15 protein-coding genes and 4 pseudogenes are annotated in these 22,748 nt (G+C 57.7%); 6 read left to right on the top strand and 13 right to left on the bottom strand.

All coding sequences use genetic code 11. The features are described 5' to 3' along the window. Window positions 1-37: 37 nt before the first annotated feature. The 8 genes and pseudogenes from BLL42_RS26570 to BLL42_RS26600 form a co-directional block, all read right to left on the bottom strand. Window positions 38-1,045: a DUF2515 family protein gene (locus BLL42_RS26570; RefSeq protein WP_071555531.1), complete on the bottom strand. Its 1,008-nt coding sequence runs from the start codon at window positions 1,043-1,045 to the stop codon at window positions 38-40. Further along, window positions 1,042-3,255 (bottom strand): type VI secretion system Vgr family protein, encoded by a 2,214-nt coding sequence (locus BLL42_RS26575; RefSeq protein ID WP_071555532.1) that lies wholly within the window; start codon window positions 3,253-3,255, stop codon window positions 1,042-1,044. Before BLL42_RS26575 ends, BLL42_RS26570 begins: the two co-directional genes overlap by 4 nt. Window positions 3,256-3,364: 109 nt before the next feature. Further along, a complete protein-coding gene (locus BLL42_RS26580; RefSeq protein ID WP_071555533.1) occupies window positions 3,365-4,303 on the bottom strand; it encodes a carbohydrate kinase family protein in 939 nt (312 codons plus the stop codon). 13 nt (window positions 4,304-4,316) lie between these two features. Beyond that, a pseudogene (locus BLL42_RS26585) lies at window positions 4,317-4,544 on the bottom strand (xylulokinase); the annotation flags it as partial. A 71-nt stretch (window positions 4,545-4,615) separates the two neighbouring features. Beyond that, window positions 4,616-4,762 (bottom strand): annotated as a pseudogene (locus tag BLL42_RS29880) (sugar ABC transporter substrate-binding protein); the annotation flags it as partial. Beyond that, window positions 4,761-5,095: pseudogene (locus BLL42_RS31175) on the bottom strand (cupin domain-containing protein); the annotation flags it as partial. The pseudogenes BLL42_RS29880 and BLL42_RS31175, both read right to left, overlap by 2 nt. Window positions 5,096-5,352: 257 nt before the next feature. Then, entirely contained in the window at window positions 5,353-6,213 is an 861-nt protein-coding gene (locus tag BLL42_RS26595) for a phosphatidylinositol-specific phospholipase C domain-containing protein (protein WP_071555536.1), read from the bottom strand. Window positions 6,214-6,445: 232 nt separating this feature from the next. Further along, window positions 6,446-7,741: a glycosyltransferase gene (locus tag BLL42_RS26600; protein WP_071555537.1), complete on the bottom strand. Its 1,296-nt coding sequence runs from the start codon at window positions 7,739-7,741 to the stop codon at window positions 6,446-6,448. Between BLL42_RS26600 and BLL42_RS30100 the strand changes: the two genes are divergently transcribed. After that, the gene (locus tag BLL42_RS30100) at window positions 7,740-7,904 is read left to right on the top strand and encodes a hypothetical protein (protein ID WP_161492360.1); all 165 of its coding nucleotides are present in this window, start codon (window positions 7,740-7,742) and stop codon (window positions 7,902-7,904) included. The genes BLL42_RS26600 and BLL42_RS30100 overlap by 2 nt on opposite strands. A gap of 17 nt (window positions 7,905-7,921) precedes the next feature. Beyond that, entirely contained in the window at window positions 7,922-8,800 is an 879-nt protein-coding gene (locus BLL42_RS26605) for a GntR family transcriptional regulator (protein WP_071555538.1), read from the top strand. Between the two features lie 2 nt (window positions 8,801-8,802). Here BLL42_RS26605 and BLL42_RS26610 read toward each other — a convergent pair whose 3' ends face one another. After that, window positions 8,803-9,165 carry a response regulator gene (locus tag BLL42_RS26610; RefSeq protein WP_071555539.1) on the bottom strand — a complete coding sequence of 121 codons (363 nt, stop codon included), beginning with the start codon at window positions 9,163-9,165 and terminating at the stop codon, window positions 8,803-8,805. A gap of 194 nt (window positions 9,166-9,359) precedes the next feature. On the opposite strand from BLL42_RS26610, the gene BLL42_RS26615 reads away from it, so the two are divergent. The 4 genes and pseudogenes from BLL42_RS26615 (at window position 9,360) to BLL42_RS26630 (ending at window position 15,286) form a co-directional block, all read left to right on the top strand. After that, entirely contained in the window at window positions 9,360-12,848 is a 3,489-nt protein-coding gene (locus BLL42_RS26615; protein WP_071555540.1) for a response regulator, read from the top strand. Beyond that, window positions 12,849-13,670 carry a CheR family methyltransferase gene (locus BLL42_RS26620; protein WP_071555541.1) on the top strand — a complete coding sequence of 274 codons (822 nt, stop codon included), beginning with the start codon at window positions 12,849-12,851 and terminating at the stop codon, window positions 13,668-13,670. Continuing rightward, window positions 13,660-14,831 (top strand): annotated as a pseudogene (locus BLL42_RS26625) (hybrid sensor histidine kinase/response regulator). Before BLL42_RS26620 ends, BLL42_RS26625 begins: the two are co-directional and overlap by 11 nt. 77 nt (window positions 14,832-14,908) lie before the next feature. Further along, entirely contained in the window at window positions 14,909-15,286 is a 378-nt protein-coding gene (locus BLL42_RS26630) for a response regulator (protein WP_071555863.1), read from the top strand. A gap of 29 nt (window positions 15,287-15,315) precedes the next feature. Here BLL42_RS26630 and BLL42_RS26635 read toward each other — a convergent pair whose 3' ends face one another. The 4 genes from BLL42_RS26635 to mexE all read right to left on the bottom strand — a co-directional run bounded on the left by BLL42_RS26635 (window position 15,316) and on the right by mexE (window position 22,487). Continuing rightward, window positions 15,316-16,371, bottom strand: a complete 1,056-nt coding sequence (locus BLL42_RS26635) for a tetratricopeptide repeat protein (protein ID WP_071555542.1) — start codon at window positions 16,369-16,371, stop codon at window positions 15,316-15,318. A gap of 249 nt (window positions 16,372-16,620) precedes the next feature. Continuing rightward, window positions 16,621-18,042 carry an efflux transporter outer membrane subunit gene (locus BLL42_RS26640; RefSeq protein ID WP_071555543.1) on the bottom strand — a complete coding sequence of 474 codons (1,422 nt, stop codon included), beginning with the start codon at window positions 18,040-18,042 and terminating at the stop codon, window positions 16,621-16,623. After that, a complete protein-coding gene (locus tag BLL42_RS26645; protein WP_071555544.1) occupies window positions 18,039-21,218 on the bottom strand; it encodes an efflux RND transporter permease subunit in 3,180 nt (1,059 codons plus the stop codon). Before BLL42_RS26645 ends, BLL42_RS26640 begins: the two co-directional genes overlap by 4 nt. Before the next feature lie 15 nt (window positions 21,219-21,233). Continuing rightward, window positions 21,234-22,487, bottom strand: a complete 1,254-nt coding sequence (mexE, locus tag BLL42_RS26650) for a multidrug efflux RND transporter periplasmic adaptor subunit MexE (RefSeq protein WP_071555545.1) — start codon at window positions 22,485-22,487, stop codon at window positions 21,234-21,236. Between the last annotated feature and the right edge of the window lie 261 nt (window positions 22,488-22,748).

Genomic DNA, 22,748 nt, shown 5'->3' on the forward strand with positions numbered 1-22,748 from the left:
GGCACTAAGCAAAAAAATAGTACAAAGCAATAGAGCCTCATACTGCATTATTCCAAGTGGCAATGGTTTCAATTTGCTCTTCCATATAGTCTTTTTTAAAACCCATCAACTTATGATACTGGGCAGCAATTTTTCCAATAAATTCCATACGATCTGATTCGCTGTAGAGGTTGCCCTTGTCCATTTGAACCCTTAATTCCTTATCATCTACATCGCACGCAGTACTGAAAGCGGCGACTCGTACCGGTACAAAAGGAGCCCACTCAAATGCAGCTTGGGCTTTCAATGTCGCTTGAAAAAAGAATTCGTTGTAAATCAGTGGCTGAAGAATCCTTCGTTGCTCATGATCAGCAATGGCAAGAAGTGACTTTAATTGCAAATTTCTTTTAGTTGCTGGATCTGACGTGCTCTCAGACTCCTTAATTCGCTCAAAACCTTTTTTTACATCGGGCGTCAACGCAAGATTCTTTAATACTGGCAAAGCCTCGTCGGCCCACGGCAATTGATCTATATTCATCTGCACCTGCGCATCACAACTTTTCGCATTGCGAACAGGTGCGCACTCATCAAACTGCTGCGGATGTTTTTTATAAAACCAGTGCCATACAAATATATCTTGAAATAACCAAAAATTCCCCTTGCCAAGCCCTTTCTTACCAATCCTTAGGGGCGGCTGGCCAATAGGGGGGACTCCAATCGTCAGGTAAGGCTCCGCAGGAATAAAATCCAATCCGCATTTAACCTGCTTACTGGCAAAGGCAGCCAACCCCATCCAGTAAAATCGACCCTTTAAATCCGGTTTTCCGTCTTCGCCGCGCTCCAGATAAAATTCGGCATAAGCAGCAGCGATCCGTGCCGCTCGGGCACCGAAATCTGAAACCAGAACCATTTTTGTAGATTTAGAGAAAACACTCTTTTCCGGCACACTCAAGCGATTGATTGCTTCCTGCTGCCCCATCGTCCACAGCTTGTCACACTTCAAGGTAACGTCTTGAACCGAGCAGCTCTGGCTATTGGTCTTAAAAGTAGCTACGGGTGCGCTCATTTATTTCTACTCGCTTCGTAATCGTCAGAGCCTGGCGGCACAATCAGTTCGTCCCACATCAAATGGACTTCTGCCGTCTCGGCAGTGTCCGTTTCGACACGAGGATGAAGGCCGTCTGCATTACTTTTTGAAATCTTCGGAGCCACTGCGGAAGGAACAATAATGGCGGCTTTCACCGACTTGATAGGCTGTCCAAGCCCTGTCACAAAGCGGATTTGCTCGTCAAACTTCTCACTATTTGCCGTACCGGATTTAAGCGTGTTCCCCGCCCGAGCCTGATCAGCAATCAACGGCAACCCAGGCACCAAAATCCCGATTCCCGTCCCGCTCCCCGGCGAACCACCGGAATTCACCTTCACCTCAGCCCCACTAATCGTCACACCCCCCGCATCAACCTTGACGAAACTCCCGCCAGCTTTGGCCGTCAGTTCCATGCCACCTTCCATCACTACCTTGTCGCCCGCGTGGTAGTGAATCTCCGTCCCCGCTTCAACGAACTGCGCCGTGCCGACCTTCACATGCTGAGTCACGCCGACGGTCAGGTGATCGTCCGCCCGCGCTTCGGTCTTGCGATCCAGATGGGTGATGCGGTGTTCTTCGGCCTTGAGTTCGGTGAGGGTGTTGGCTTCGACAGTGTCGTGGCGTTCGTTGCCGACGCGGATTTTCTGGTCGTGCTCGATGTTTTCGTCCCAGTCGCGCTGGGCGTGCAGGTAGATCTGTTCGGCACCTTTCTTGTCTTCGATGCGCAGCTCGTTGTAGCCCTTGCCGCCCGGTGAGCTGAGGGTCTTGAAGGTGCTGCGGGTTTTGTTCGCCGGCAGGTCGTAGGGAACGAGGTTTTCCTTGTGGTACAGGCACCCGGTGACCAGCGGTTGGTCGGGGTCGCCTTCAAGGAAGGTCACCAGCACTTCCATGCCGATGCGCGGGATGGCGATGCCGCCGTAGGCGCTACCGGCCCAACCTGTGGCTACGCGGACCCAGCAACTGGTTTTGTCATCGGACTGGCCGTCGCGGTCCCAGAAAAACTGCACCTTGATGCGGCCGTATTCGTCGCAGTGGATTTCTTCGCCCTTGGGGCCGGTGACCACAGCGGTCTGGCTGCCCAGCACTTTCGGTTTCGGGTGTTCGAGGGCAGGGCGGTAGTGCGCGTCCCACGGGGTGGCGAGGAAGCGGTTGCGGTAACCCTGGTGGAAGTCATCCTTGTTCTGGGTGACGTCACTGGTGATGGACTCGCCCAGCACTTGCGGCTGTTTGCCTTCGTGAATGACTTCCAGCAGCAGCCAGAGGTCATTCCACTCAGGCCTAGGGTGCTCGCTCAAGGCCAGGAAGTGACCGCTGACCAGGATCGGTTGATCGCTTTTGCCTTCGGCCAGTTGGTAGTCGCTACGGTGACGTTCGAGGGCGCGGGTCGCCAGTTGCTTGCCGCGTGCGCGGTCGGTAAAGCGGCCGGGGTAGTCGTAGTCTTCCAGGTCCGGCAGGAACGCGCTGCTGGCTGCGCCTTCAGGCAGGATGCGCGGTTTTTCGAAGTCGTAATCACGGCGACTGACGCGGCTGGTGCGGGTTTCCAGGCGCAGGTTGAAGCGCTTGATCACCGGTTTGTCGGCGCTCATGCCGGAGTCTTGCTGATAGGTGACCGGCGCCAGTTTACGGAACACCGTCTGGTCATCGCCGAACACCAGTTTGTGGCCGCTGGCACTGTGCTGGAAGTGGAAGTGAATGCCTTCTTCTTCGCACAGGCGCTGGATGAAATGCAGGTCGGATTCGTCGTACTGCACGCAGTACACGCGCTCGGGGTAGATCGCGCTGAGCTGGAAACGGTAGGCGTCGGACAGAATGCCGCGGGCTTCGAGGACCTGGGCAATGATCTTCGGCACGCTCAGTTGCTGGAATATCTGCTGGTCATGGTTGTGCCGCAGGTAGTTGAGCTGCGGGGTCAGGCTGATGCTGTAGCGCGTCAGGCTTTTGCCCGAATCGCCTTGAGCGATGCGGTAGACCAGGCCATGAATGACGCCTTCGCCGGTCGCGCCGAAGGTCAGGCAGGCAGGTTTGTGCAGCAGCTCTTCAAGCTTCAGGTCGGGACGGGAACTGAGCAGTTCGATGTCAAAGCAGTATGGCTGATTGAGCGCTTCGCGGCCTACGAAACTGAGCACCTGAAGGTCCGTGGAAACACCTTCGAGGGTAAGAGAAATATGGGTAGCGTTAGCATCCAGCATGCCTTGATTCCGTCCTTTGAATAACCAGGGCGCGATGGTGCAGGATTAAACCCACTGGTTCAAGGTGCAAGTGGCCGGTGAGTTGCACCTTCTCGATGCGGGGACCGTGTCAGATTAGTTGATGCCGATACGGCAAATCCGGCCCGGTCTTGCTGCAGGTCAGGGCCGCAGCGCTGATGGCGAACCTGAGCATTGCGTCGATCTGTTCGCGGCTCAAGCGCTGCAAACCGTCGACCGAATCGAGCTGTTGCTCGGTCAGCCAGGTAATCAACGCAGCCTGGAAGGTGTCACCGGCGCCGACGGTGTCGGCAATGACCACCTTACTTGCCGACGCGGACCAACTGCCGTGGCGACGGCTGAACACCGTTGCGCCCTGACCACCACGGGTCAGGAACACCAATTGACAGCGATGCTCCAGCCAGCCGTCGATCACGCTCTGCGGGTCACGTTCCGGATACAGCAGGCTCAAGTCTTCGTCGCTGACCTTGATCAGGTCGGCATGGTGGACCAACTCCGCGATACGCGAACGCCACAACTCGATGTTGGGCTCGGGATTGAGCCGCACGTTCGGGTCGAGGCTGATCAGGCGTTTACCGCTTTCCCGGCGCACCAGCGCCAGCAGCGTGTCGGCAATCGGTTGCACCACCAGCGAAAACGAGCCGATGTGCAGGCCGCGTACTTGCTCGTTCAACGCTGGCAGATGGGCCAGCGTGAGTTGACGATCAGCGCAGCCTTCACCGCGAAAGCTGTAATGCGGCGAGCCATTGGCACCGACCGCGACCATCGCCAGGGTGGTGGGCGCGTCGAAGTCCAGCAGGTAATCCGGGCGTACCCCTTCGTCTGCCAGCACCTGCTGCAAGCGCCGGCCGAGGTAGTCGGTGGACAGTCCGGCGAACAGTGCCGCGTCCACACCCAAACGGCGTAGACCGACGGCGACGTTGAACGGTGATCCGCCGGCAATCGCCTTGTAATTCACTGTTGAAGCCTGACCGCTGGCCTCGTTTTCGCTGAAGAAATCAAACAGTGCTTCACCACACACCAGATACATAGATGTTCACTCTTTAAAGGGTTGCGACCTGCTGGCGATAGGGCTCATAGGCCGGTTGGTAGGCCGTTACATTCGCCACGACAGGTTGGGTTTCGCAGCGGTGGTCGAGGCTGACACAGCGCTCGCACAACGCCAACAGACTTTGCTGGATCCCGGTCCCCGACGCGCACCACGCCGCCTGAATGGCCGCGCCAAGTGCCGCGGCCTCACTGTCTTCGCTGCAAGCCACCGGGGTATTCATTTGTGCTTTGAGAGTCGAGGTATTCATGGCGATCACAACCGATTGGGGGGGCAGCTCCTACGGGTGCAGGGTTACTTTGGATAACCCGCGCGCTTCATTTCACGTTCGGTGGTTTGCTGGGCGGCGGCCAGGGCCTGGTCGATGGTGGTCTGGCCGATCAGCGCGGCAGAGAACAGCTTGCCGACCTGAGTGCCGACGGCCTGGAACTCAGGGACGGTAGTGGGTAGGGGTCATGCCCAGGTGTTCGGCGACCTCCTCCAGCGGCAGTTCGCGAGCGTAGTGGGCGATGATGTAATCCACTGCGCACGCTCCAGCAGGGGCGTCAGGCTTTTCAGTTCGGCGAACACCTGATGGCCGCTTTCGAACAGTTCATCGGTGAAGTTCACCAGCATGTCGCGCTTGGGCACCACTTCGTCTTCGGCCACCTGACTGATCCAGTTGTGGGGCAGATTGGGGCAGGGGAATCCGTGCTGGCGATAGATGATGGACACCCCGTTGTGGTCATCCATCAGCTCGTAGGATGGGTCGGTGACTCGGGCGGCTCGGGTCATGGCAGGGCGCTTTTATGGTTATCGCGACTTGATGATGCACTTTCAGGAAGACAGTTCCAACCTGTCGCGCCGCGAGGCGAGGATTTTCGATTGTTCGGGGGGCGGGTCTGTACGAAAACTCGCCGAGCGGCGATCAGGCAAGGCAAAAACAGGCGAGGAACGGCTGGGGTCGCACGCGACTTTAGGCCTCTAAATGAGCATTCCGAGCCTGTTTTTAACGCAGCTTGGTCGACGCGCAGGCAGTTTTCGTACAGAGCCTAGTGTTTGGCTCGCCCCTTGATCATATTCGACTCCCAGCAGTAGTCGATCAGTGAAGAGTCTCCAAAAAAATCGACATTGATAATGCTACATTTCGGTGCCCAGCCAGACGTCGGGCCGAACCACTCGTTCAGTTCTGTGGTGATTCTTTTCACACCCACCAACAACTCATAACTGGTTGCCGACAATGACCATGGCATAGCACCCGATGGCGGGGATTTTAATGTCCGTGCAATGTGCTGCTTCAGCTCATTGGGAGGCGTAATGTCCGTGCCGCTCCACTGGTGGCTGATACCGCCCCAATACAGCGGGCTGTTGAAGTCAGGATGCCATGCGGCTGCCAGTACGATCCGTTGTTGACGACTGAGCTTTTTAAGTTCTCCGAGCGTAAGGCTTTTATTTTTCTCAGGAATGAGTCGCAGCCCTAGTTCATTCATGATGACAGTATTAAACGTCTTGTAGTCGAAGGCGTCGCCATTCAATGTCTTCAATTCGTGCAGGTCCAAAATAATAAATTCATCTGGATTTTCATTGAGGAAATACTTCAGGCTTTTAATCAGCTCACTTAACGAGCGACCTGTAGCAGGGCCGTGAAACGTATGGAATTTCTTGATGCCCATCCAGTGTTCATCAGCGTGAAACCTCAGGTCGAGCGCTCGCACGCCTTCATTGAGTTGCTGGATGAACGGGCCATCCTGACACACCACCCAGTTGGAAATGGCGGCGATATGAAGCGGATAAGAGGCGTCACGGTCGACGCCGGAATTGTGGGCGCCCGGCCAAACTATTTCACCGATGGACAGACGGTCCATGTAACGTGTTTCGGACATCCATTGTTTGTGGGGGTATGAGTTCGCCATGATGCAGTTCCATTGCTTAGTATTAGATAGATACCAGTCCTGATGACTTGTCGCGTGCGCCGAGCGTTCAGCGGCACCCGTGAGTTATAGGTAATCCACTGGGTGCTTAATTACAAGGTGACAAAAGTGTCCAAGTAATTAAATGCCCTGGCGTTTCTTTTCGGCCAAACAAAGAAATGATTTATCGGCAAGAGAAGTCATGCGCGTTACTTGGGGTCGATAGAGATAGCGTTTATGAGCTGACTCGATTTTTAGCCTCAATCCACTGCGCCATATACTGGGTACTTTTGTGAGCGTGATGGCGCAGCATGCTGCCAATAAAATTATGACTTCTGATGTGATCGAGATTGTCGCGGCAGTACGCCAGGCGCTCGATCAAGGCGGGGCCGTGTACCTGCTGTCGATAACGTTCATTGATCAACCGTCGGCCATGTTCCTGAGACTCCAGCCACAGCGCCTTGTCGTTGTAACGCGCTACGGCGGCATCGGCCAGTGCCGCGGCTGTTTCTCCGATGGCCCCCGGCCACGGCTGGCCTGCGCTCATGCCTTCCGCACCGATCGGCGTGGTGATATTCGGCGTACCACAGAGCATGGCGTCGACAATCTTGCCCTTGATGCCCGCGCCGAAACGCAGCGGAGCCAGGCAGATTCGCGCTGCGGACATGACCTGCAAGGCGTCTTCGGCCCAGTTCATCACGTGAAAACCCTGGCTCGGGTTGTGCAACGCGGTCGCCTTGGGCGGCGTGTAGGCGCCATAAATGTGCAGCTGCGCACCGGGCAATTGTTGCCGGATCAGCGGCCAGAGAGTGGTTTTCATCCAGAGCACGGCATCCCAGTTCGGGGCGTGGCGGAAATTGCCGATGCTGAGGAAGTGCGCGCGGTCTTCGAACGGTGTAAACGGCTGAGTGATCGGATCAAGCATCAGCGGACACCAGTGCAGTAACTGGCGCGGTAACTTGAATTGCTCGACGAGCAATTCGATTTCCACCTCCGAGATCATCAGGTTCAGGTCGCAACGGTACAGCGCAGCAATTTCACGCTTGGCCAGATCGGTATCGGCCATGAGTTCGAACTCTTCACCCAACGCCGGGGCGAACAACTCGCTGAAATCATTGGCGTCGTCACTGGCCTTCAGGCGGTCCTTGAGCCGCTGGTGCCGGGCATGTCGCAAGCTCTGCAGATCAGAGGTCTCAAGTACGCGCAGGGCAGTGGGGCAATGTTTCTCGACACGCCAGCCGAACTGTTCTTCCATCATGAACTGATCGAACAGCACGATATCCGGAGCCAGATCGCTGACGAAGGCATCGAAACTGCTGTTGTTCAGCTCAATGGGGACTTCCCGAATACCCAACTCTGCCAGATCGGCCTTGTGTTCGCCGATACCGGCCGGGCTGCTGAAGGTGATGTCCCAGCCTTGCTGCAAAAACGTTTCAAGAATTTGCATCACGTGTCCGCTGGCTGCGGATGAACGCGGCTCGGGCCAGACGTAACCAATGACCAGGACTTTGGTTGCGCGGGGCTGACTCATGAACGGGATTTCCTTGATGCAGGCAGAAGACTGGGGAGAAACAAGGGGCGCAATTAAACCACAGCTGGCGGTGTTTATTGTGCCCGGCAAGCGCTCAACGGTGCGTTATGCACTTGTATTGACTGGAAGTTTCTCGATTCATGGGTTAGCGTCTGGCAGCTGATTCATGGACGTTTTTCAATGACCCAACCCACCGCACTTCAGACTAAAGTTGCCTCGCAGATTCTCATGGCGATCCGGTCTGGCGAGTTAACCCCCGGCAGTCACCTCAAAGAGGTCGAACTGGCCGAGCGCTTTGGCGTGTCTCGCTCGCCGATTCGAGGGGCGTTGGTCTATCTGGCGCAAGAACAAGTGATCGGACGCTTGCCCCATCAGGGCTACTGCGTACTGGATACGCCGCTCAGCGACGAATTGGCCAAGGTCAATCTGCCAGTCGGTGAGGATGAGGCGCTGTATCAGCGGCTGATCGATGACCGACTGGCTCAGGCGATTCCCGATCAGGTGATGGAGAGTGATCTGTTGCGTCGTTACGGTGCAAGTAAAGCGGTATTGCGCCGTTGTTTGCTGCGTTTGTCCGACGAAGGTGTCATGCAGCGCAAACATGGGCACGGCTGGATGTTTTTGCCCACGTTGAGTTCGGCCGAAAAACGCTTCGAAAGTTATCGCTTCCGCATGCTCCTGGAACCTGCGGGCTTGCTCGAACCGACCTTCAATCTGCCGCGTGAACGTCTACAGCGTTGCCGTGAAAAGCAGCAGGCACTGCTCGAAGGCACTCCCGACAGCCTGAGCTTTTTCGAAGCCAACGCCGAATTTCATGAATTGCTCGCTGCTGCGTCCGGCAATAGCTTCATTCTGCAAACCGTGCAGCAGCAAAACCGCCTGCGTCGGCTCACTGAATTTCATACCGTGTCGAACCTGGAGCGGGTTCGCATTTCCTGCCGTGAACACCTGGAAATTATCGACGCGCTGGAGCAGGGCGATCGGGAATGGGCGTCGACCTTGTTGTACCGACACTTGAAAGTGGCCAGTACGTTGAATGAAGTGCGCAAGAAAAGCTGAGCTCAAGCCGCGAACATGCTCAGGACTTTATCGCGCAACTGGTCGATAGAGAACGGCTTGCCAATCACTGACATACCTTCCCGCACTTCAATACTTTCCGAATAGCCACTGGCAAACAGAATCGGCAACGCCGGACGCAGCACACGCGCTTGAGCGGCCAGCTCCCGGCCATCCATCTCCGGCAATCCCACATCGGTCATCAGCAGATCGATGATTTGCGCGCTATCGTTGAGCAGGGCAAGCGCTGCGTGGCCTGTGTCGGCCTCCAGCACCTTGAATTTCAGTTCCTCCAGCACGTCGACGATCAGCATGCGCACGATGGTGTCGTCTTCGACTACAAGGATGGTGGGCGCTATGGCTGACATGGTGGTGGCTCTCAGAAGAAGGCGTTCGGTCACCGGTCGATTGAAGTGACCGGCTTGAGTCGACAGGGTAACCGTTCTCTCTGAATCATGCAGAGCGCTGCGGGATATTGCCGACAAGGCTGTCAGAAAAATGGATCCAAGATGCGTTTATGGGGCAAACTCCTTCACTCACAACGGTTCACAAAGGCCACCCAATGACCTCTTCGTCTTCGGTTGATGAGCAAAGTTTCCGCAAACTGCTGAGCCGCAATATCAGCTTGCCGCTGGGGATGGGCGTGCTTAGCGCGGTGTTTTTTGTCTCTTTGATCACCTATCTGTTGTCGGTGATCCAATGGGTCGAGCACACGGACCGGGTGATTAATAACGCCAACGAAGCGTTAACGCTGACGGTCGACCTGGAAACCGGGATGCGTGGTTTTCTGTTGTCCGGTGACGAGCATTTTCTCGCTCCTTACGAAACGGCCAAACCGAGGATCATTGTTGCGCTCAAGACCTTGCAGGAGCTGACGGCCGATAACCCGCCGCAGGTCGATCGCTTGCGCAGGCTCGAGGCGTTGCAGGTCGAGTGGAACGATTACGCACAGACCATGATCGATTTGCAGCACAGCAGCGGTGATTATCGGGCCGCCGTGAAGTCTGGCCGGGGTAAGCGTCTGACCGATGAAATCCGCAAGCAGTACGAAGATGTCATCGACATGGAGCAACAGTTGCGTATCACGCGCAGCGAAGAGGTTCGCCGCACGACGGTTTTGACCATTTCCCTTTATTTGCTGTTTGTTGCCGCTATCAGTGGTTTGCTGGCCTATGTCGGCCGTCGCGATTTGCTCAGTCTGTCGAAAAGTTACAGTGCCAACCTCGCGGCGCAACAGAGCAGCGCACATCGTCTGGAACAACAAGCCTGGCTGCGTAATGGCCAGGCCGAGTTGGCGGAACAGGTGCTTGGGCAACTGTCGTTAAATCTGCTGGGCCGCAATATTTTGCAATTTTGCGCGCAGTATCTGGACTCTGTTGTGGGTGCGATGTATGTGAAAGAAGAGCACGGAGGCCTCACGCGCATAGCCTCTTATGGTTTCTCCCGCGAGCAGGAAGGGCGCGAGCAGGCGATCGACAGTGGCGAGGGCATTACCGGACAGGTGGCACAACAAGGTCGGCTGATTCGTCTGGATGAAGTGCCCGCCGGCTATTTCAAAGTCAGCTCCGGGTTGGGGGAGGGCCTGCCGCGCAGTGTGCTGGTGGTGCCGACCCGCGATGACGAGCGGGTCAACGGTGTGATCGAACTGGGTTTCCTGCGCACCCTGACCGAGCGTGATGTCGAGTTGCTGGAGCTGATTGCCGGGAATATCGGCACCTCCATCGAAGCGGCGCGTTATCGCCAACGATTGCAGGAAGTGCTCGCCCAAACCCAGCAACTCAATGAAGAGTTGCAGGTGCAGCAAGAAGAACTGAAGACTGCCAACGAAGAACTGGAAGAACAGTCGCGGGTGCTCAAAGAGTCCCAGGGACACCTGGAGACTCAGCAGGTCGAGCTTGAGCAGAGCAACGAGCAGCTTGCCGAGCAGGCACAATTCCTGGCCGAGCAGCGCGATGCAATGGATCGCAAGAACGGTGAGTTGAGCCAGGTCCAGGTACAACTTGAAGAGCGTGCGCAAGAGTTGCAGCGCTCCAGCCAGTACAAATCCGAGTTCCTCGCCAATATGTCCCACGAACTGCGCACGCCGCTGAACAGTTCGTTGATTCTCGCCAGGTTGTTGGCAGAGAACCCACAACAAAACCTCAGCGCTGAGCAGGTGACGTTTGCCGAATCGATCTACTCGGCCGGTAACGATCTGCTCCACCTGATCAACGACATTCTTGACATTTCCAAGGTCGAGGCCGGCAAGCTTGAAGTACGCCCCGAGAATGCCAGCGTCGCGGGTCTGGTCGGTAGCTTGCGGGGCATGTTTGAACCGCTGGCAGCGGACAAGCACTTGGCATTCGACGTCCTGCTGCAAGCCGATGCACCGTTGATGCTGTTCACCGATCGTCAGCGTCTGGAGCAGGTGCTCAAGAACCTGTTGTCGAACGCTATCAAATTCACCGAGAAGGGCAGCGTCAGCCTGACTGTCGCCAGGCAGCCGGCCGAGGGTATTGCTTTTATCGTTCGTGACTCGGGCATCGGTATTTCCAGCGATCAGCAGGAAAGTATTTTCGAGGCCTTCCGTCAGGCCGATGGCAGCACGAACCGGCGTTACGGTGGCACGGGGCTGGGCTTGTCGATTTCGCGTGACCTGGCGGCGTTGCTTGGCGGCTCGATCAGCGTCATCAGCGAACCGGGGCAGGGCAGCGCATTCACGCTGGTGTTGCCTATGCAGTATGTCGAACCCGGCGATGAGCCGCGTGAGTTGCTGAAGATCGCACCGGTCGTCGCTGTTCCCAAGGTGACTGCCGCGCCTGCACCGTTGATCGATGAACCGAGGATTCCGCGTTTTGCTGATGACCGTGGCAAGGCGCCGTTCACCCGCCGTTGCATATTGGTGGTGGAAGATGAAGTGAAATTTGCGCACATCCTCTTCGACCTGGCCCACGAACTGGGCTATCAATGCCTGGTGGCTCACGGTGCCGATGAAGGTTTTGAGCTGGCGACACAATTCATGCCGGATGCGATCCTGCTGGACATGCGCCTGCCGGACCATTCCGGGCTGACGGTGTTGCAGCGCCTGAAAGAACAGGCCGAAACCCGCCACATCCCGGTTCATGTGATTTCTGTCGAGGACCGCGTCGAGGCCGCCATGCACATGGGCGCTATCGGTTATGCGCTCAAGCCGACCACCCGCGAAGAGCTCAAGGACGTATTCGCGCGACTGGAAGCCAAGTTGACGCAAAAGGTCAAACGCGTGCTGCTGGTGGAAGACGATGACCTGCAACGCGATAGCATTGCCCGGCTGATCGGCGATGATGACATTGAGATCACCGCGGTTGGCCTGGCCCAGGACGCGCTGGACCTGCTGCGCGACACGCTCTATGACTGCATGATCATCGATCTGAAACTGCCGGACATGCTCGGCAATGACTTGCTCAAGCGCATGTCCACCGAAGACATTTGCTCGTTCCCGCCGGTGATCGTCTATACCGGGCGTAACCTGACCCGTGATGAAGAGGCGGATCTGCGCAAGTATTCACGCTCGATCATCATCAAGGGCGCACGCTCGCCAGAGCGCCTGCTCGACGAGGTGACACTCTTTCTGCACAAAGTCGAATCGCGGTTGTCTCGTGAGCGGCAAACGATGCTCAAGACTGCCCGCAGCCGCGACAAGGTTTTCGAAGGCCGCAAGGTGCTGTTGGTGGATGATGATGTGCGCAACATCTTTGCTCTCACCAGCGCACTGGAGCACAAGGGCGCTATCGTGGTGATTGGCCGTAACGGTCGTGAGGCGATCGAGAAACTCAATGAGGTGGATGACATCGACCTGGTGCTGATGGACGTGATGATGCCGGAGATGGACGGTTATGAAGCCACCCTCGAGATCCGCAAGGACCCGCGCTGGCGCAAGCTGCCGATCATCGCGGTGACGGCCAAGGCCATGAAGGACGATCAGGAGCGCTGCCTGCAGGCGGGCGCCAACGATTACCTGGCCAAACCCATTGACCTCGATCGCCTGTTCTCGCTGATCCGCGTGTGGTTACCGAAGATGGAACGTATCTAAGTGGAGAGAGATAGCGAAATCGAGTTGCGGCTGCTGATCGAGGCAATCTACCTCAAGTACAGCTACGACTTTCGTGACTACTCCGGGGCTTCGATCCAGCGTCGGGTCAATCACGCCTTGCATCAGTTCGAGTGCAAGAGCATTTCCGCGTTACAGGAGCGGGTGTTGCACGATCCGACGGCGTTCATGCAGCTGCTGCAGTTGTTGACGATTCCGGTCAGCGAGATGTTTCGCGACCCGGCGCACTTCCAGGCGATTCGTCAGGAAGTGGTGCCGCTGCTCAAGACCTATCCTTCGATCAAGATCTGGATTGCCGGGTGCAGCACGGGCGAAGAGGTCTATTCGATGGCCATTCTGCTGCGCGAAGAAGGCTTGCTGGAGCGCACCATCATTTACGCCACTGACATCAACCCACGCTCGCTGGAAAAGGCCAAACAAGGGATCTTCTCGCTGGCGAACATCCGTGCCTACACCCATAACTACCAGCAGGCCGGTGGTCAGTGTTCGTTCGCCGACTACTATACGGCAGCGTATGACCACGCGATTTTCGACAAGACCCTATGCGAGAACGTGACCTTCGCCGATCACAGCCTGGCGACTGACAGCGTTTTCTCAGAAACTCAGTTAATTTCATGTCGCAATGTATTGATTTATTTCAATAAAAAATTACAGGATCGCGCCTTCGGGCTGTTTCATGAGTCGCTGTGTCATCGTGGTTTCCTGGTGCTGGGCAGTAAGGAAACCCTGGATTTCTCGACCTATGGCAAGCAATTTGAACCTTTGGTCAAACAAGAACGGATCTACCGCAAGTATGCTGAGTAATATCCAGGCCAAATTGTTGATCGTCGACGATCTGCCAGAGAACCTGCTGGCGCTCGAAGCGCTGATCACGCGTGAGGACCGCATGGTGTACAAGGCGCGATCGGCGGACGAAGCCTTGTCATTGCTGCTGCAACACGAATTCGCCATCGCCATCCTCGATGTGCAGTTGCCCGGCATGAATGGCTTCGAACTGGCCGAACTGATGCGCGGTACCGAGAAAACCCGAAGCATTCCGATTATTTTCGTCAGTGCAGCTGGGCGCGAGCGCAATTACGCGTTCAAGGGTTACGAAAGTGGCGCGGTGGACTTTTTGCATAAACCGCTGGATATCCACGCGGTGAAAAGCAAGGTCAATGTGTTTGTCGAGCTGTACCGACAGCGCAAGGCGATGAAGCTGCAGGTCGAAGCCCTGGAACAAAGCCGTCGTGAGCAGGAGGCGTTACTCAAACAATTGCAGGCCACGCAGAACGAACTGGAGCAGGCGGTGCGCATGCGCGATGACTTCATGTCGATCGTCGCTCACGAGGTCCGTACGCCGTTGAACGGGCTGATCCTCGAAACCCAGCTGCGCAAGATGCACCTGGCCCGGGATAATGCTGCTGCGTTTGCCCTGGACAAGATGCACGCAATGGTCGATCGCGATGAGCGGCAGATCAAGAGCCTGATTCGCTTGATCGAGGACATGCTTGATGTATCGCGGATTCGCACGGGGAAGCTATCGATTCGCCCCAGCCGTTTTGATCTGGCGCAGTTGGCGCGTAACCTGTTGCAGAATTTTGCACCGCAGGTGGAGTCGTCGGTGACGTTTGTCGCGCCGCAACCGGTGGAAGGCAATTGGGATGAGTTTCGTATTGAGCAGGTGGTGTCCAACTTGCTGACCAACGCCCTGCGTTACGGTGCCAAGCGTCCGATTGAGGTGCACGTGTACCGCGAGGATGGCGAAGCGCGGGTCGAGGTCCGGGACCAGGGAATTGGCATCAGTGAGGAAAACCAGAAACGTATTTTCAGCAGTTCGAGCGTGTGTCGGCAAAAACCGCGGTGGCCGGACTTGGCCTGGGGCTATTTATTTCCGAGCAAATCGTCGCCGCCCATGGCGGATCCATCACCGTTGAGAGCAAGATTAATCAAGGTTCGTTATTTCGTATTTGCCTACCGCTGTAGGAAAACTGACAAAGCAACGCAACCTCTGCATGACCGAAGGGTCGTATCAGCAGCTATTGACCGAACAAAGGCTTCCCATGAGTGAAGATGCACAAGACGTCGTATTGATCGTTGAAGATGACCCCTCGATCCTGATGGTACTGGTCGCCTACCTGTCGGGTGAAGGATATCGGGTTTTGCAGGCTGAAGATGGCGAGCAGGCCTTCGAAATTCTCGCCAGCAAACCGCACCTGGATATGATGATCACCGATTACCGTCTGCCCGGCGGCATCTCCGGCGTACAGATTGCGGAACCTGCGGTGAAGCTGCGACCTGAACTCAAGGTGATTTTCATCAGCGGTTACCCGCAGGAAATTCGTGAGTCTGGCAGCCCGATCGCGCAAAAAGCGCCGATTTTGGCCAAGCCGTTCGATCTGGATGAATTGCAGGTATTGATGCAGGAAATGCTTTCGTAAGCCCCACTCAATACCCTACGGCCCATCTTTTACAGCCCTTGCTGCAACGCCGGATCATCCGGATTCATCTGCTCAAGCTGTGCCAGCAGCACCTGAACGTTCTGCAACTGGCCGCTTTCCTTCCAGTAGTTGATCAGCGTTACCCGCGCCTTGCGATCGGCCGGGTGACGTTGAACGATCTCTTGAAGCTGCTTTTGCGCCGCTTCAAGTTCTTCCTGGCCGTGCAACGTGGTGGCCAGGTCGTAGCGGTATTCCTTATTGTCGGGAGCCAGTTCTACCGCTTTTGAAAGTCCGAGCAAGGCCAGCTCGTTTTGTCCGTGATGCAGCAACCACAACCCTAAAGCATGCTGTAGATAGGCGGAGTCGGGTTGGGCCTGCAACTGTCTGGCCAGCATTTGTTGGGCGGCATCGACCTGGCCCTGTTTATCCAGCACCTCGATCTGCATCACCAGCGCCGGCAGGTTGCCCGGGTCCAGGCGCAAGGTCTGATCGAGTGCTTGTTGGGCTTCTTTCAATTCAGCGTTGTGCAGGTGCAGGCGAGCCAGTTGGTAGTGGGTCTCGGCGCTTTCGGGCTGACTTTTCAGGAAATGCTCATACTCATCGATGACCTGCTGCAAAGGACCGAAGTACAACCCCAGATCATCCGGCGAAAGCCCCAGCAATGCGTTCGCTGTGGCAAAACGCACGGTTTGCTCACGGTCGTCGAGCAATGGCCCGAGCAACACGCTGCGTTGGCCATTGGGCACCAGCCCGACAATGCTTCTGATCGCGGCCTGACGAACCTCGACCAGAGGGCTTTGCAGGTCAGCGTCTGCCAGTTTCAGCGCCTGCGGGCTCGGGTAATTCGGCAGTTCGGCATGCAACAGGACGCGGCGTGTGTCTGACAAGTCCGGACGTGCCAGTTGCTGATAGAGCACTCGCGCGGCACCCGGTTGGCCATTGCGGGCCTTTTCCATGGCGTCGTGATAGCCCTGCTTGATCGCGGGAGGCACCTCGGGCGTCGTACTGCGCAGAGAAAACCAGGCAATGCCGACGGCAAACAGGACAAGCAGGCTGATGAACAGGTAGCGGCGAGGCTTGGACATTCAGGAATCCGGAATCTGACAGCGTTTGCAAAGTTGCCAGCTTCGGTCAGCCGGCGCTGCGAGTCAAACCCTGAACTCATCGCCTGCGTGCGGGCACCACCGCAACGGTGACAGTGCTTGAGACCACCCAACCGTAGGAACGCTGCCCGGCCGCTTCTGCCAAAGACCAAAAAAAACCCCGCGACCGAATGAGGCGCAGGGCAAAAAATTTTGGTTGGTTGCGGCCAACCAAAGGAGCTCTTGAAGGGGTTACCTGCTGGCGACCGTCTCGGGTTGCCAGCCACCGCCGAGGGCCTTGTAGATGGCGACGATGCCACGGTAAAGGTCAACCTCGGCCTGGGCCTGGGAGTCCTCGGCTGCCAGGCGTTCGCGTTGTGCGTCGAGCAGCACCAGGAAATCCACGGTGCCTTCGCGGTAGCGAATTTCTGCCAGGTCGGCCGCAGCGCGGCTCGATTCGCTTTGGCGAATCAGCGAGATCAGGCGTTGCTGGCGTTTACCGTAATCGGAGAAGGCGTTCTCCGACTCTTCCAACGCTAACAACACTTGCTGCTCGTAGGTCGCCAGCGCGCCTTCGGCGTTAGCATCGGCTGCCCGCAAGCGAGCGCGAACGCTGCCCAGATCGAAAGCTGCCCAGGTAATACTTGGGCCGAGCGCCCAGGCGCTGGCTGCCGACGAACCGATCTGTGAACCACGTCCGGCGGTGAAACCGAGGAAGCCGCTGAGGCTGACCCGTGGGAACAGATCGGCCTTGGCCACGCCGATTCGCGCGGTGGCGGCGGCCAGTTTGCGCTCGGCACTGCGAATATCCGGACGGCGTTGCAGCAGTTCACCCGGGTCACCAATCGGCAAGGCCTTGGCAATCGCCGGCAAGCTGGCCGGGCTGAGGTCGACGGTCAGTTTGTCCGGCCGCTCACCCAGCAGGGTGGCAATCCGGTTGCGTTGACGCGCCTGCACTTCTTGCAGCTGCGGCACGCTGGCTTCGACGGAAGCGAGGCGGGCATCAGCGCGAACCACATCGAGCTGATCGCCGACGCCGGCGTCACGCAGGCTCACGGTGATCTTGCTCGACTCTTGCTGGTTCATCAGGTTGGCCAGCGCGATTTTTTCCCGCAGTTGCGCACCGCGCAGTTGACCGTAAGCGTCCACCAGTTCGGCAATCATGCTGACTTGCAGTTGGTACAGATCGGCTTCGGCGACTTGCTGATCGGCATCGGCGGCTTCCAGATTGCGCTGGATACGGCCGAACAGGTCGACTTCCCAGGCCATGTCCAGGCCCAGGTCATAGCGTTCGCTGTTGACGCGGTCGGTGGTCTGGCCGGGAATCTGGCCCTTGGCCAAATCGCTGCTGGCGCGGCTGGTGACGTTGGGTGTGGTCTGGGTGGCCGCGTCATCACGGAACGCCCGAGATGCCTTCAAGCGGGCATACGCCACCCGCAGCTCACGGTTGCCCTGCAAGGATTGGGTCACCAATTGATTGAGAACCGGATCGTCGAACTGCTGCCACCAGATACCTTCGAAGCGTGCACGGTCGAAATTCTTCTGACCGTTTGCGCCGTCGGTGGCGGCCGTGATGTTGGCCGCCTCGGTCGCTGGGGTTTTGTAGTCCGGGCCGACGGCACAGGCACTCAGGGCCAGCACCAGCAAGCTCGGCAGGAAGGCTTTCAGACTCATTGTTGCGCCTCCAGTTTCAGGGCCTTGGCCGCTTTGCGCGCTTCACCGCGCTCGACAAAGTTACGGATCAATACGTAGAACACCGGTGTCAGCAACAGACCGAAGAAGGTCACCCCGAGCATCCCGGAGAACACCGCCACACCCATGGCGTGACGCATTTCTGCACCGGCACCGCTGGAGAACACCAGAGGCACCACGCCCATGATGAAGGCGAAGGAGGTCATCAGGATCGGCCGCAGACGCAGACGGCAGGCTTCCAGTACCGCGCTGAGCGGGTCCAGGCCTTCCTCTTGCTTGTCCTTGGCGAACTCGACGATCAGGATCGCGTTCTTACAGGCCAGTCCGACCAGAACGATCAAGCCGATCTGGGTGAAGATGTTGTTGTCGCCACCGGAGAGAATCACCCCGGTAATCGCCGACAGCAGGGTCATCGGTACGATCAGGATCACCGCCAGTGGCAGGCTCCAGCTCTCGTATTGCGCCGCCAGTACCAGGAACGCCAGCAGTACGCAGAGCGGGAACACGAACAGCGCGGTGTTGCCAGACAGAATCTGCTGGTAGGTCAGGTCGGTCCACTCGTAGGTCATGCCGTTAGGCAGTTCGTCCTTGAGCAGTTTTTCGATGGCCTTTTGCGCTTGGCCGGAGCTGTAGTCAGGGGCCGCGGCACCGTTGATTTCAGCGGTGATAAAGCCGTTGTAGTGCATCACGCGGTCCGGCCCCGAGGTGTCGCTGACCTTGATGAAGGTCGCCAGCGGGATCATCTCGCCTTTGTTGTTGCGCACTTTCAACTGACCGATCTGATCAGGTTCGAGGCGGAACTGTTGCTCGGCCTGAACGTTGACCTGATAGGTGCGACCGAAGCGGTTGAAGTCGTTGGCATACAACGAACCCAGGTAAATCTGCAGGGTGTCGAAGATGTCGCTGACGGCCACGCCGTGGGTCTTGGCTTTTTCGCGGTCGATGGCAGCATCGACCTGTGGCACGTTCACCGTATAGCTGGTGAACAGCCCGGCCAGTTCCGGCACGCTGCGGCTCTTGGTGATGATGTTCATGGTTTCTTTGTACAGCTCGTCGTATCCCAGGTTGCCTCGGTCTTCGATCTGCAGGCGGAAACCACCGATGGTGCCCAGGCCCTGTACTGGCGGCGGCGGGAAGATCGCCATGTAGGCCTCCTGAATCCCGGCGTACTGGCCGTTCAAGGCTCCGGCAATGGCCCCGGCCGACTGGCTTGGGTCTTTGCGCTGGTCGAACGGTTTCAGGGTGACGAACACGATGCCGGCGTTAGGGCTGTTGGTGAAACCGTTGATCGACAGGCCCGGGAAGGCCACTGCGCTTTCCACGCCGGGCTGTTTCAGGGCCAGGTCGGACATGCGTTTGATCACATCCTCGGTACGGTCCAGGCTCGCCGCGTCCGGCAGTTGGGCGAAAGCCACCAGGTATTGCTTGTCCTGACCCGGCACAAAACCGGTCGGGGTGCTGGAGAAACCGAGGAACGTCAGTGCCATCAGGCCGGCGTACAGCAGCAGGGCGATGCCGCTGCTGCGGATCACACGACCCACGGTGCCCACGTAGCTATGGCTGGCACGATCAAAGAAGCGGTTGAACGGACGGAACAACCAGCCACCGAAGATCCCGTCGAGGACTTTCGAGAAGCGGTCTTTGGGCGCGTCATGGCTTTTGAGCAAGACGGCAGCCAAAGCTGGCGACAGGGTCAGCGAGTTGAAGGCCGAGATCACTGTAGAGATCGCAATGGTCAAAGCAAACTGTTTGTAGAACTGCCCGGTCAACCCGGAGATGAACGCGGCCGGGATAAACACCGCACACAGCACCAGCGCGGTGGCGATGATCGGGCCGGTGACTTCACGCATGGCGCGCTTGGTCGCTTCGACCGGCGTCAGCCCCAGGCCGATGTTTCGTTCGACGTTTTCAACCACCACGATGGCGTCGTCGACCACGATACCGATGGCCAATACCAGTCCGAACAATGACAACGCGTTAAGCGAGAAGCCAAACAGGTGCATGACTGCGAACGTACCGATCAACGATACCGGGACCGCCACCAACGGAATGATCGAGGCGCGCCAGGTTTGCAGGAACAGAATCACCACCAGCACCACCAGAATCAGTGCTTCGAACAGCGTGTGCACGACAGCCTCAATGGAACCACGAACGAAAATCGTCGGGTCATACACGATGCTGAAGTCCATGCCTTCGGGGAAGCTCTTCTTCAGCTCGGCCATTTTGGCGCGAACTTCGTTGGAGATCTCGATAGCGTTGGAGCCCGGACGCTGGAAGATCGGGATTGCCACGGCCGGTTGGTTGTTCAGCAGGGAGCGCAAGGCGTACTGACTGGAGCCCAGCTCAACGCGAGCAATGTCTTTGAGGCGAGTGATTTCACCGTTGTCGCCAGAGCGAATAATGATGTTCTCGAACTCTTCCTCGGAAACCAGGCGACCTTGGGTGTTGACCGAGAGCTGGAACGCGGTGGCGTTCGGCGCAGGCGGCGCACCCAGGGCACCGGCGGCAACCTGACGGTTCTGTTCGCGAATCGCGTTGACCACATCGGTCGCGGTCAGGTTGCGCGAAGCGGTCTTGTTCGGATCGAGCCAGACTCGCAGCGAGTAGTCGCCCATGCCGAACAGCTGCACGTCACCCACGCCGCCCAGCCGCGCCAGTTCATCCTTGATGTTGAGCAGGGCGTAGTTGGACAGGTAGAGCATGTCGTAGCGCTTGTCCGGCGAGGTCAAGTGCACAACCATGGTCAGGTCGGGCGAGGCCTTGTCCACCGTGATACCGATCCGGGTCACTTCTGCGGGCAGCTTGGGCTCGGAGCGGGTGACGCGGTTCTGCACCTGCACCTGAGCGTTGTCCAGGTCGGTGCCCAGCGCAAAGGTGATGGTCAGGGTGATCTTGCCGTCAGCGGTGGACTGCGAGGACATGTACAGCATGTTCTCGACGCCGGTGATGGCTTGCTCCAGCGGAGCGGCCACGGTTTCACCGATGACTTTGGGGTTGGCACCCGGGAAGTTGGCGCGGACCACCACAGTCGGTGGCACGACTTCCGGGTATTCGCTGATCGGTAGCTGGAACAGCGAGATGCTGCCGGCGATCAGGATCAGCAGCGAGAGCACCGCTGCGAAGATCGGCCGTGAAATGAAGAATTGGGAAAAATTCATCGGAGTTGTCGTCCCTTAACCACGTGGAGTCGCAGCGGCGAGCTTCACAGCCGTACCCGGCGCAACCTTGGCAGGTGCGACTTGGGGCAGGTTGCTGGCTTCAAGCGCTTGGCGTTGTTGAGCAAGGGCCGCGAGGGTTTCCTGGCTGGCCATCGGAATCACTTCAGGCGTGACCGGGGAGCCCGGACGTACCCGTTGCAAGCCCTTGACGATGATCGTGTCGTCCTTGTTCAGGCCGCTGCGCACAATGCGTAAACCTTCGATTTTCGGCCCCAGTTCGACGGCGCGATAAGCCGATTTGTTGTCGGCGTCCATCACCAGCACGAACTTTTTACCCAGGTCGGTACCGACGGCTTCGTCGTTGATCAACACGGCGGAGTAGGTCCCGCTGCCCACCAGTTTCAGGCGAGCGTAGAGGCCGGGGGTGTATTCGCCCTTGCTGTTATCAAATACGGCACGACCACGAATGGTGCCGGTTTTCGGGTTGACCTGGTTGTCGACGAAGTTCATCTGGCCCAGGTGTGGGTTGCCTTCTTCATTGGACAGACCAAGGTAAACCGGAGTGGTTTGACCGCGTTGGCCCTGGCGGGCGAGTTGGGTGTACTTGAGGTACACACGCTCATCGGCGTCGAAGTAGGCGTAAATCTTGTCGGTGGAGACCACGCTGGTCAGCGCGGTGACATCAGCGGTGACCAGGTTGCCGGCGGTGATTTCTGCACGGCTGACACGGCCGCTGATCGGTGCGGTGACGCGGGTGAAACTGAGATTCAGTTTGGCCAGGTCCAATTGAGCCTGGATCGCGCCGACAGCGGCTCGGGCTTCTTGGGCGGCGCTGGTACGCGAGTCGGCCAGCTCCGCGGAAATCGCGTTGCTGGTGCGCAGGCGTTCACCGCGTTGGGCTTCATTTTCGCTGCGGGTAGCATTGGCGCGGCCCTGGGCAACCAGGGCTTCAAGGCGGCGGACCTCAGCCTGGAACGGCCGGGGGTCGATCTGGAACAACAGATCGCCTTTTTTTACCAGTGCACCTTCGGTGAAAGTGACTTCATCGATCTGGCCAGACACCCGAGGACGAATCTCGACGGTTTCCGGTGCTTCGAGGCGGCCAGTGAAATCGTCCCACTCGTTGACCGGTTGTTCCAGCACCTTGGCCACGCTGACTTTGGCCGGGGGCATGGTGGCGGCAGCGTCCGGCGTCTTGCCGCAGGCGCTCATCACCAGCAAGGCCAAGAGGGCCAAGGGGAAGCGCAAATGTTTGAGTGACTGTTCCATGGATGCATCCGCCAATGTATTGAGATGGGCGGATGATGCTCGGCGGGGCGGTATCAAACGAATCGAATGAGGCAAAGGTAACTATCATTCGGAATGATATAAGCGGCAAGTGAGCCCTCTAGCATGGGGCTTTCGTTAGGTGGCTATCAATGTTCCTGATGACAATTCTGTGTTGCGCAGAATGCAAAGGACAGCCTTGAAACCGCGTCGCGAAGAGGTCATCAGTGGTGGCGGGGATTGGTTTGGAAGCGCCGGCTGAAA

The sequence above is a fragment of the Pseudomonas frederiksbergensis genome, from assembly GCF_001874645.1.
Classification (GTDB): Bacteria; Pseudomonadota; Gammaproteobacteria; order Pseudomonadales; family Pseudomonadaceae; genus Aquipseudomonas; species Aquipseudomonas frederiksbergensis_B.

Excerpts from the sequence above, each read along its gene's own strand:
- BLL42_RS26570 (WP_071555531.1), bottom strand. The coding sequence starts at position 1,045 with ATGAGCGCACCCGTAGCTACTTTTAAGACCAATAGCCAGAGCTGCTCG.
- BLL42_RS26575 (WP_071555532.1), bottom strand. The coding sequence starts at position 3,255 with ATGCTGGATGCTAACGCTACCCATATTTCTCTTACCCTCGAAGGTGTT.
- BLL42_RS26580 (WP_071555533.1), bottom strand. The coding sequence starts at position 4,303 with ATGTATCTGGTGTGTGGTGAAGCACTGTTTGATTTCTTCAGCGAAAAC.
- BLL42_RS26595 (WP_071555536.1), bottom strand. The coding sequence starts at position 6,213 with ATGGCGAACTCATACCCCCACAAACAATGGATGTCCGAAACACGTTAC.
- BLL42_RS30100 (WP_161492360.1), top strand. The coding sequence starts at position 7,740 with ATGAACGGGATTTCCTTGATGCAGGCAGAAGACTGGGGAGAAACAAGG.
- BLL42_RS26600 (WP_071555537.1), bottom strand. The coding sequence starts at position 7,741 with ATGAGTCAGCCCCGCGCAACCAAAGTCCTGGTCATTGGTTACGTCTGG.
- BLL42_RS26605 (WP_071555538.1), top strand. The coding sequence starts at position 7,922 with ATGACCCAACCCACCGCACTTCAGACTAAAGTTGCCTCGCAGATTCTC.
- BLL42_RS26610 (WP_071555539.1), bottom strand. The coding sequence starts at position 9,165 with ATGTCAGCCATAGCGCCCACCATCCTTGTAGTCGAAGACGACACCATC.
- BLL42_RS26615 (WP_071555540.1), top strand. The coding sequence starts at position 9,360 with ATGACCTCTTCGTCTTCGGTTGATGAGCAAAGTTTCCGCAAACTGCTG.
- BLL42_RS26630 (WP_071555863.1), top strand. The coding sequence starts at position 14,909 with ATGAGTGAAGATGCACAAGACGTCGTATTGATCGTTGAAGATGACCCC.
- BLL42_RS26635 (WP_071555542.1), bottom strand. The coding sequence starts at position 16,371 with ATGTCCAAGCCTCGCCGCTACCTGTTCATCAGCCTGCTTGTCCTGTTT.
- BLL42_RS26640 (WP_071555543.1), bottom strand. The coding sequence starts at position 18,042 with ATGAGTCTGAAAGCCTTCCTGCCGAGCTTGCTGGTGCTGGCCCTGAGT.
- BLL42_RS26645 (WP_071555544.1), bottom strand. The coding sequence starts at position 21,218 with ATGAATTTTTCCCAATTCTTCATTTCACGGCCGATCTTCGCAGCGGTG.
- mexE (WP_071555545.1), bottom strand. The coding sequence starts at position 22,487 with ATGGAACAGTCACTCAAACATTTGCGCTTCCCCTTGGCCCTCTTGGCC.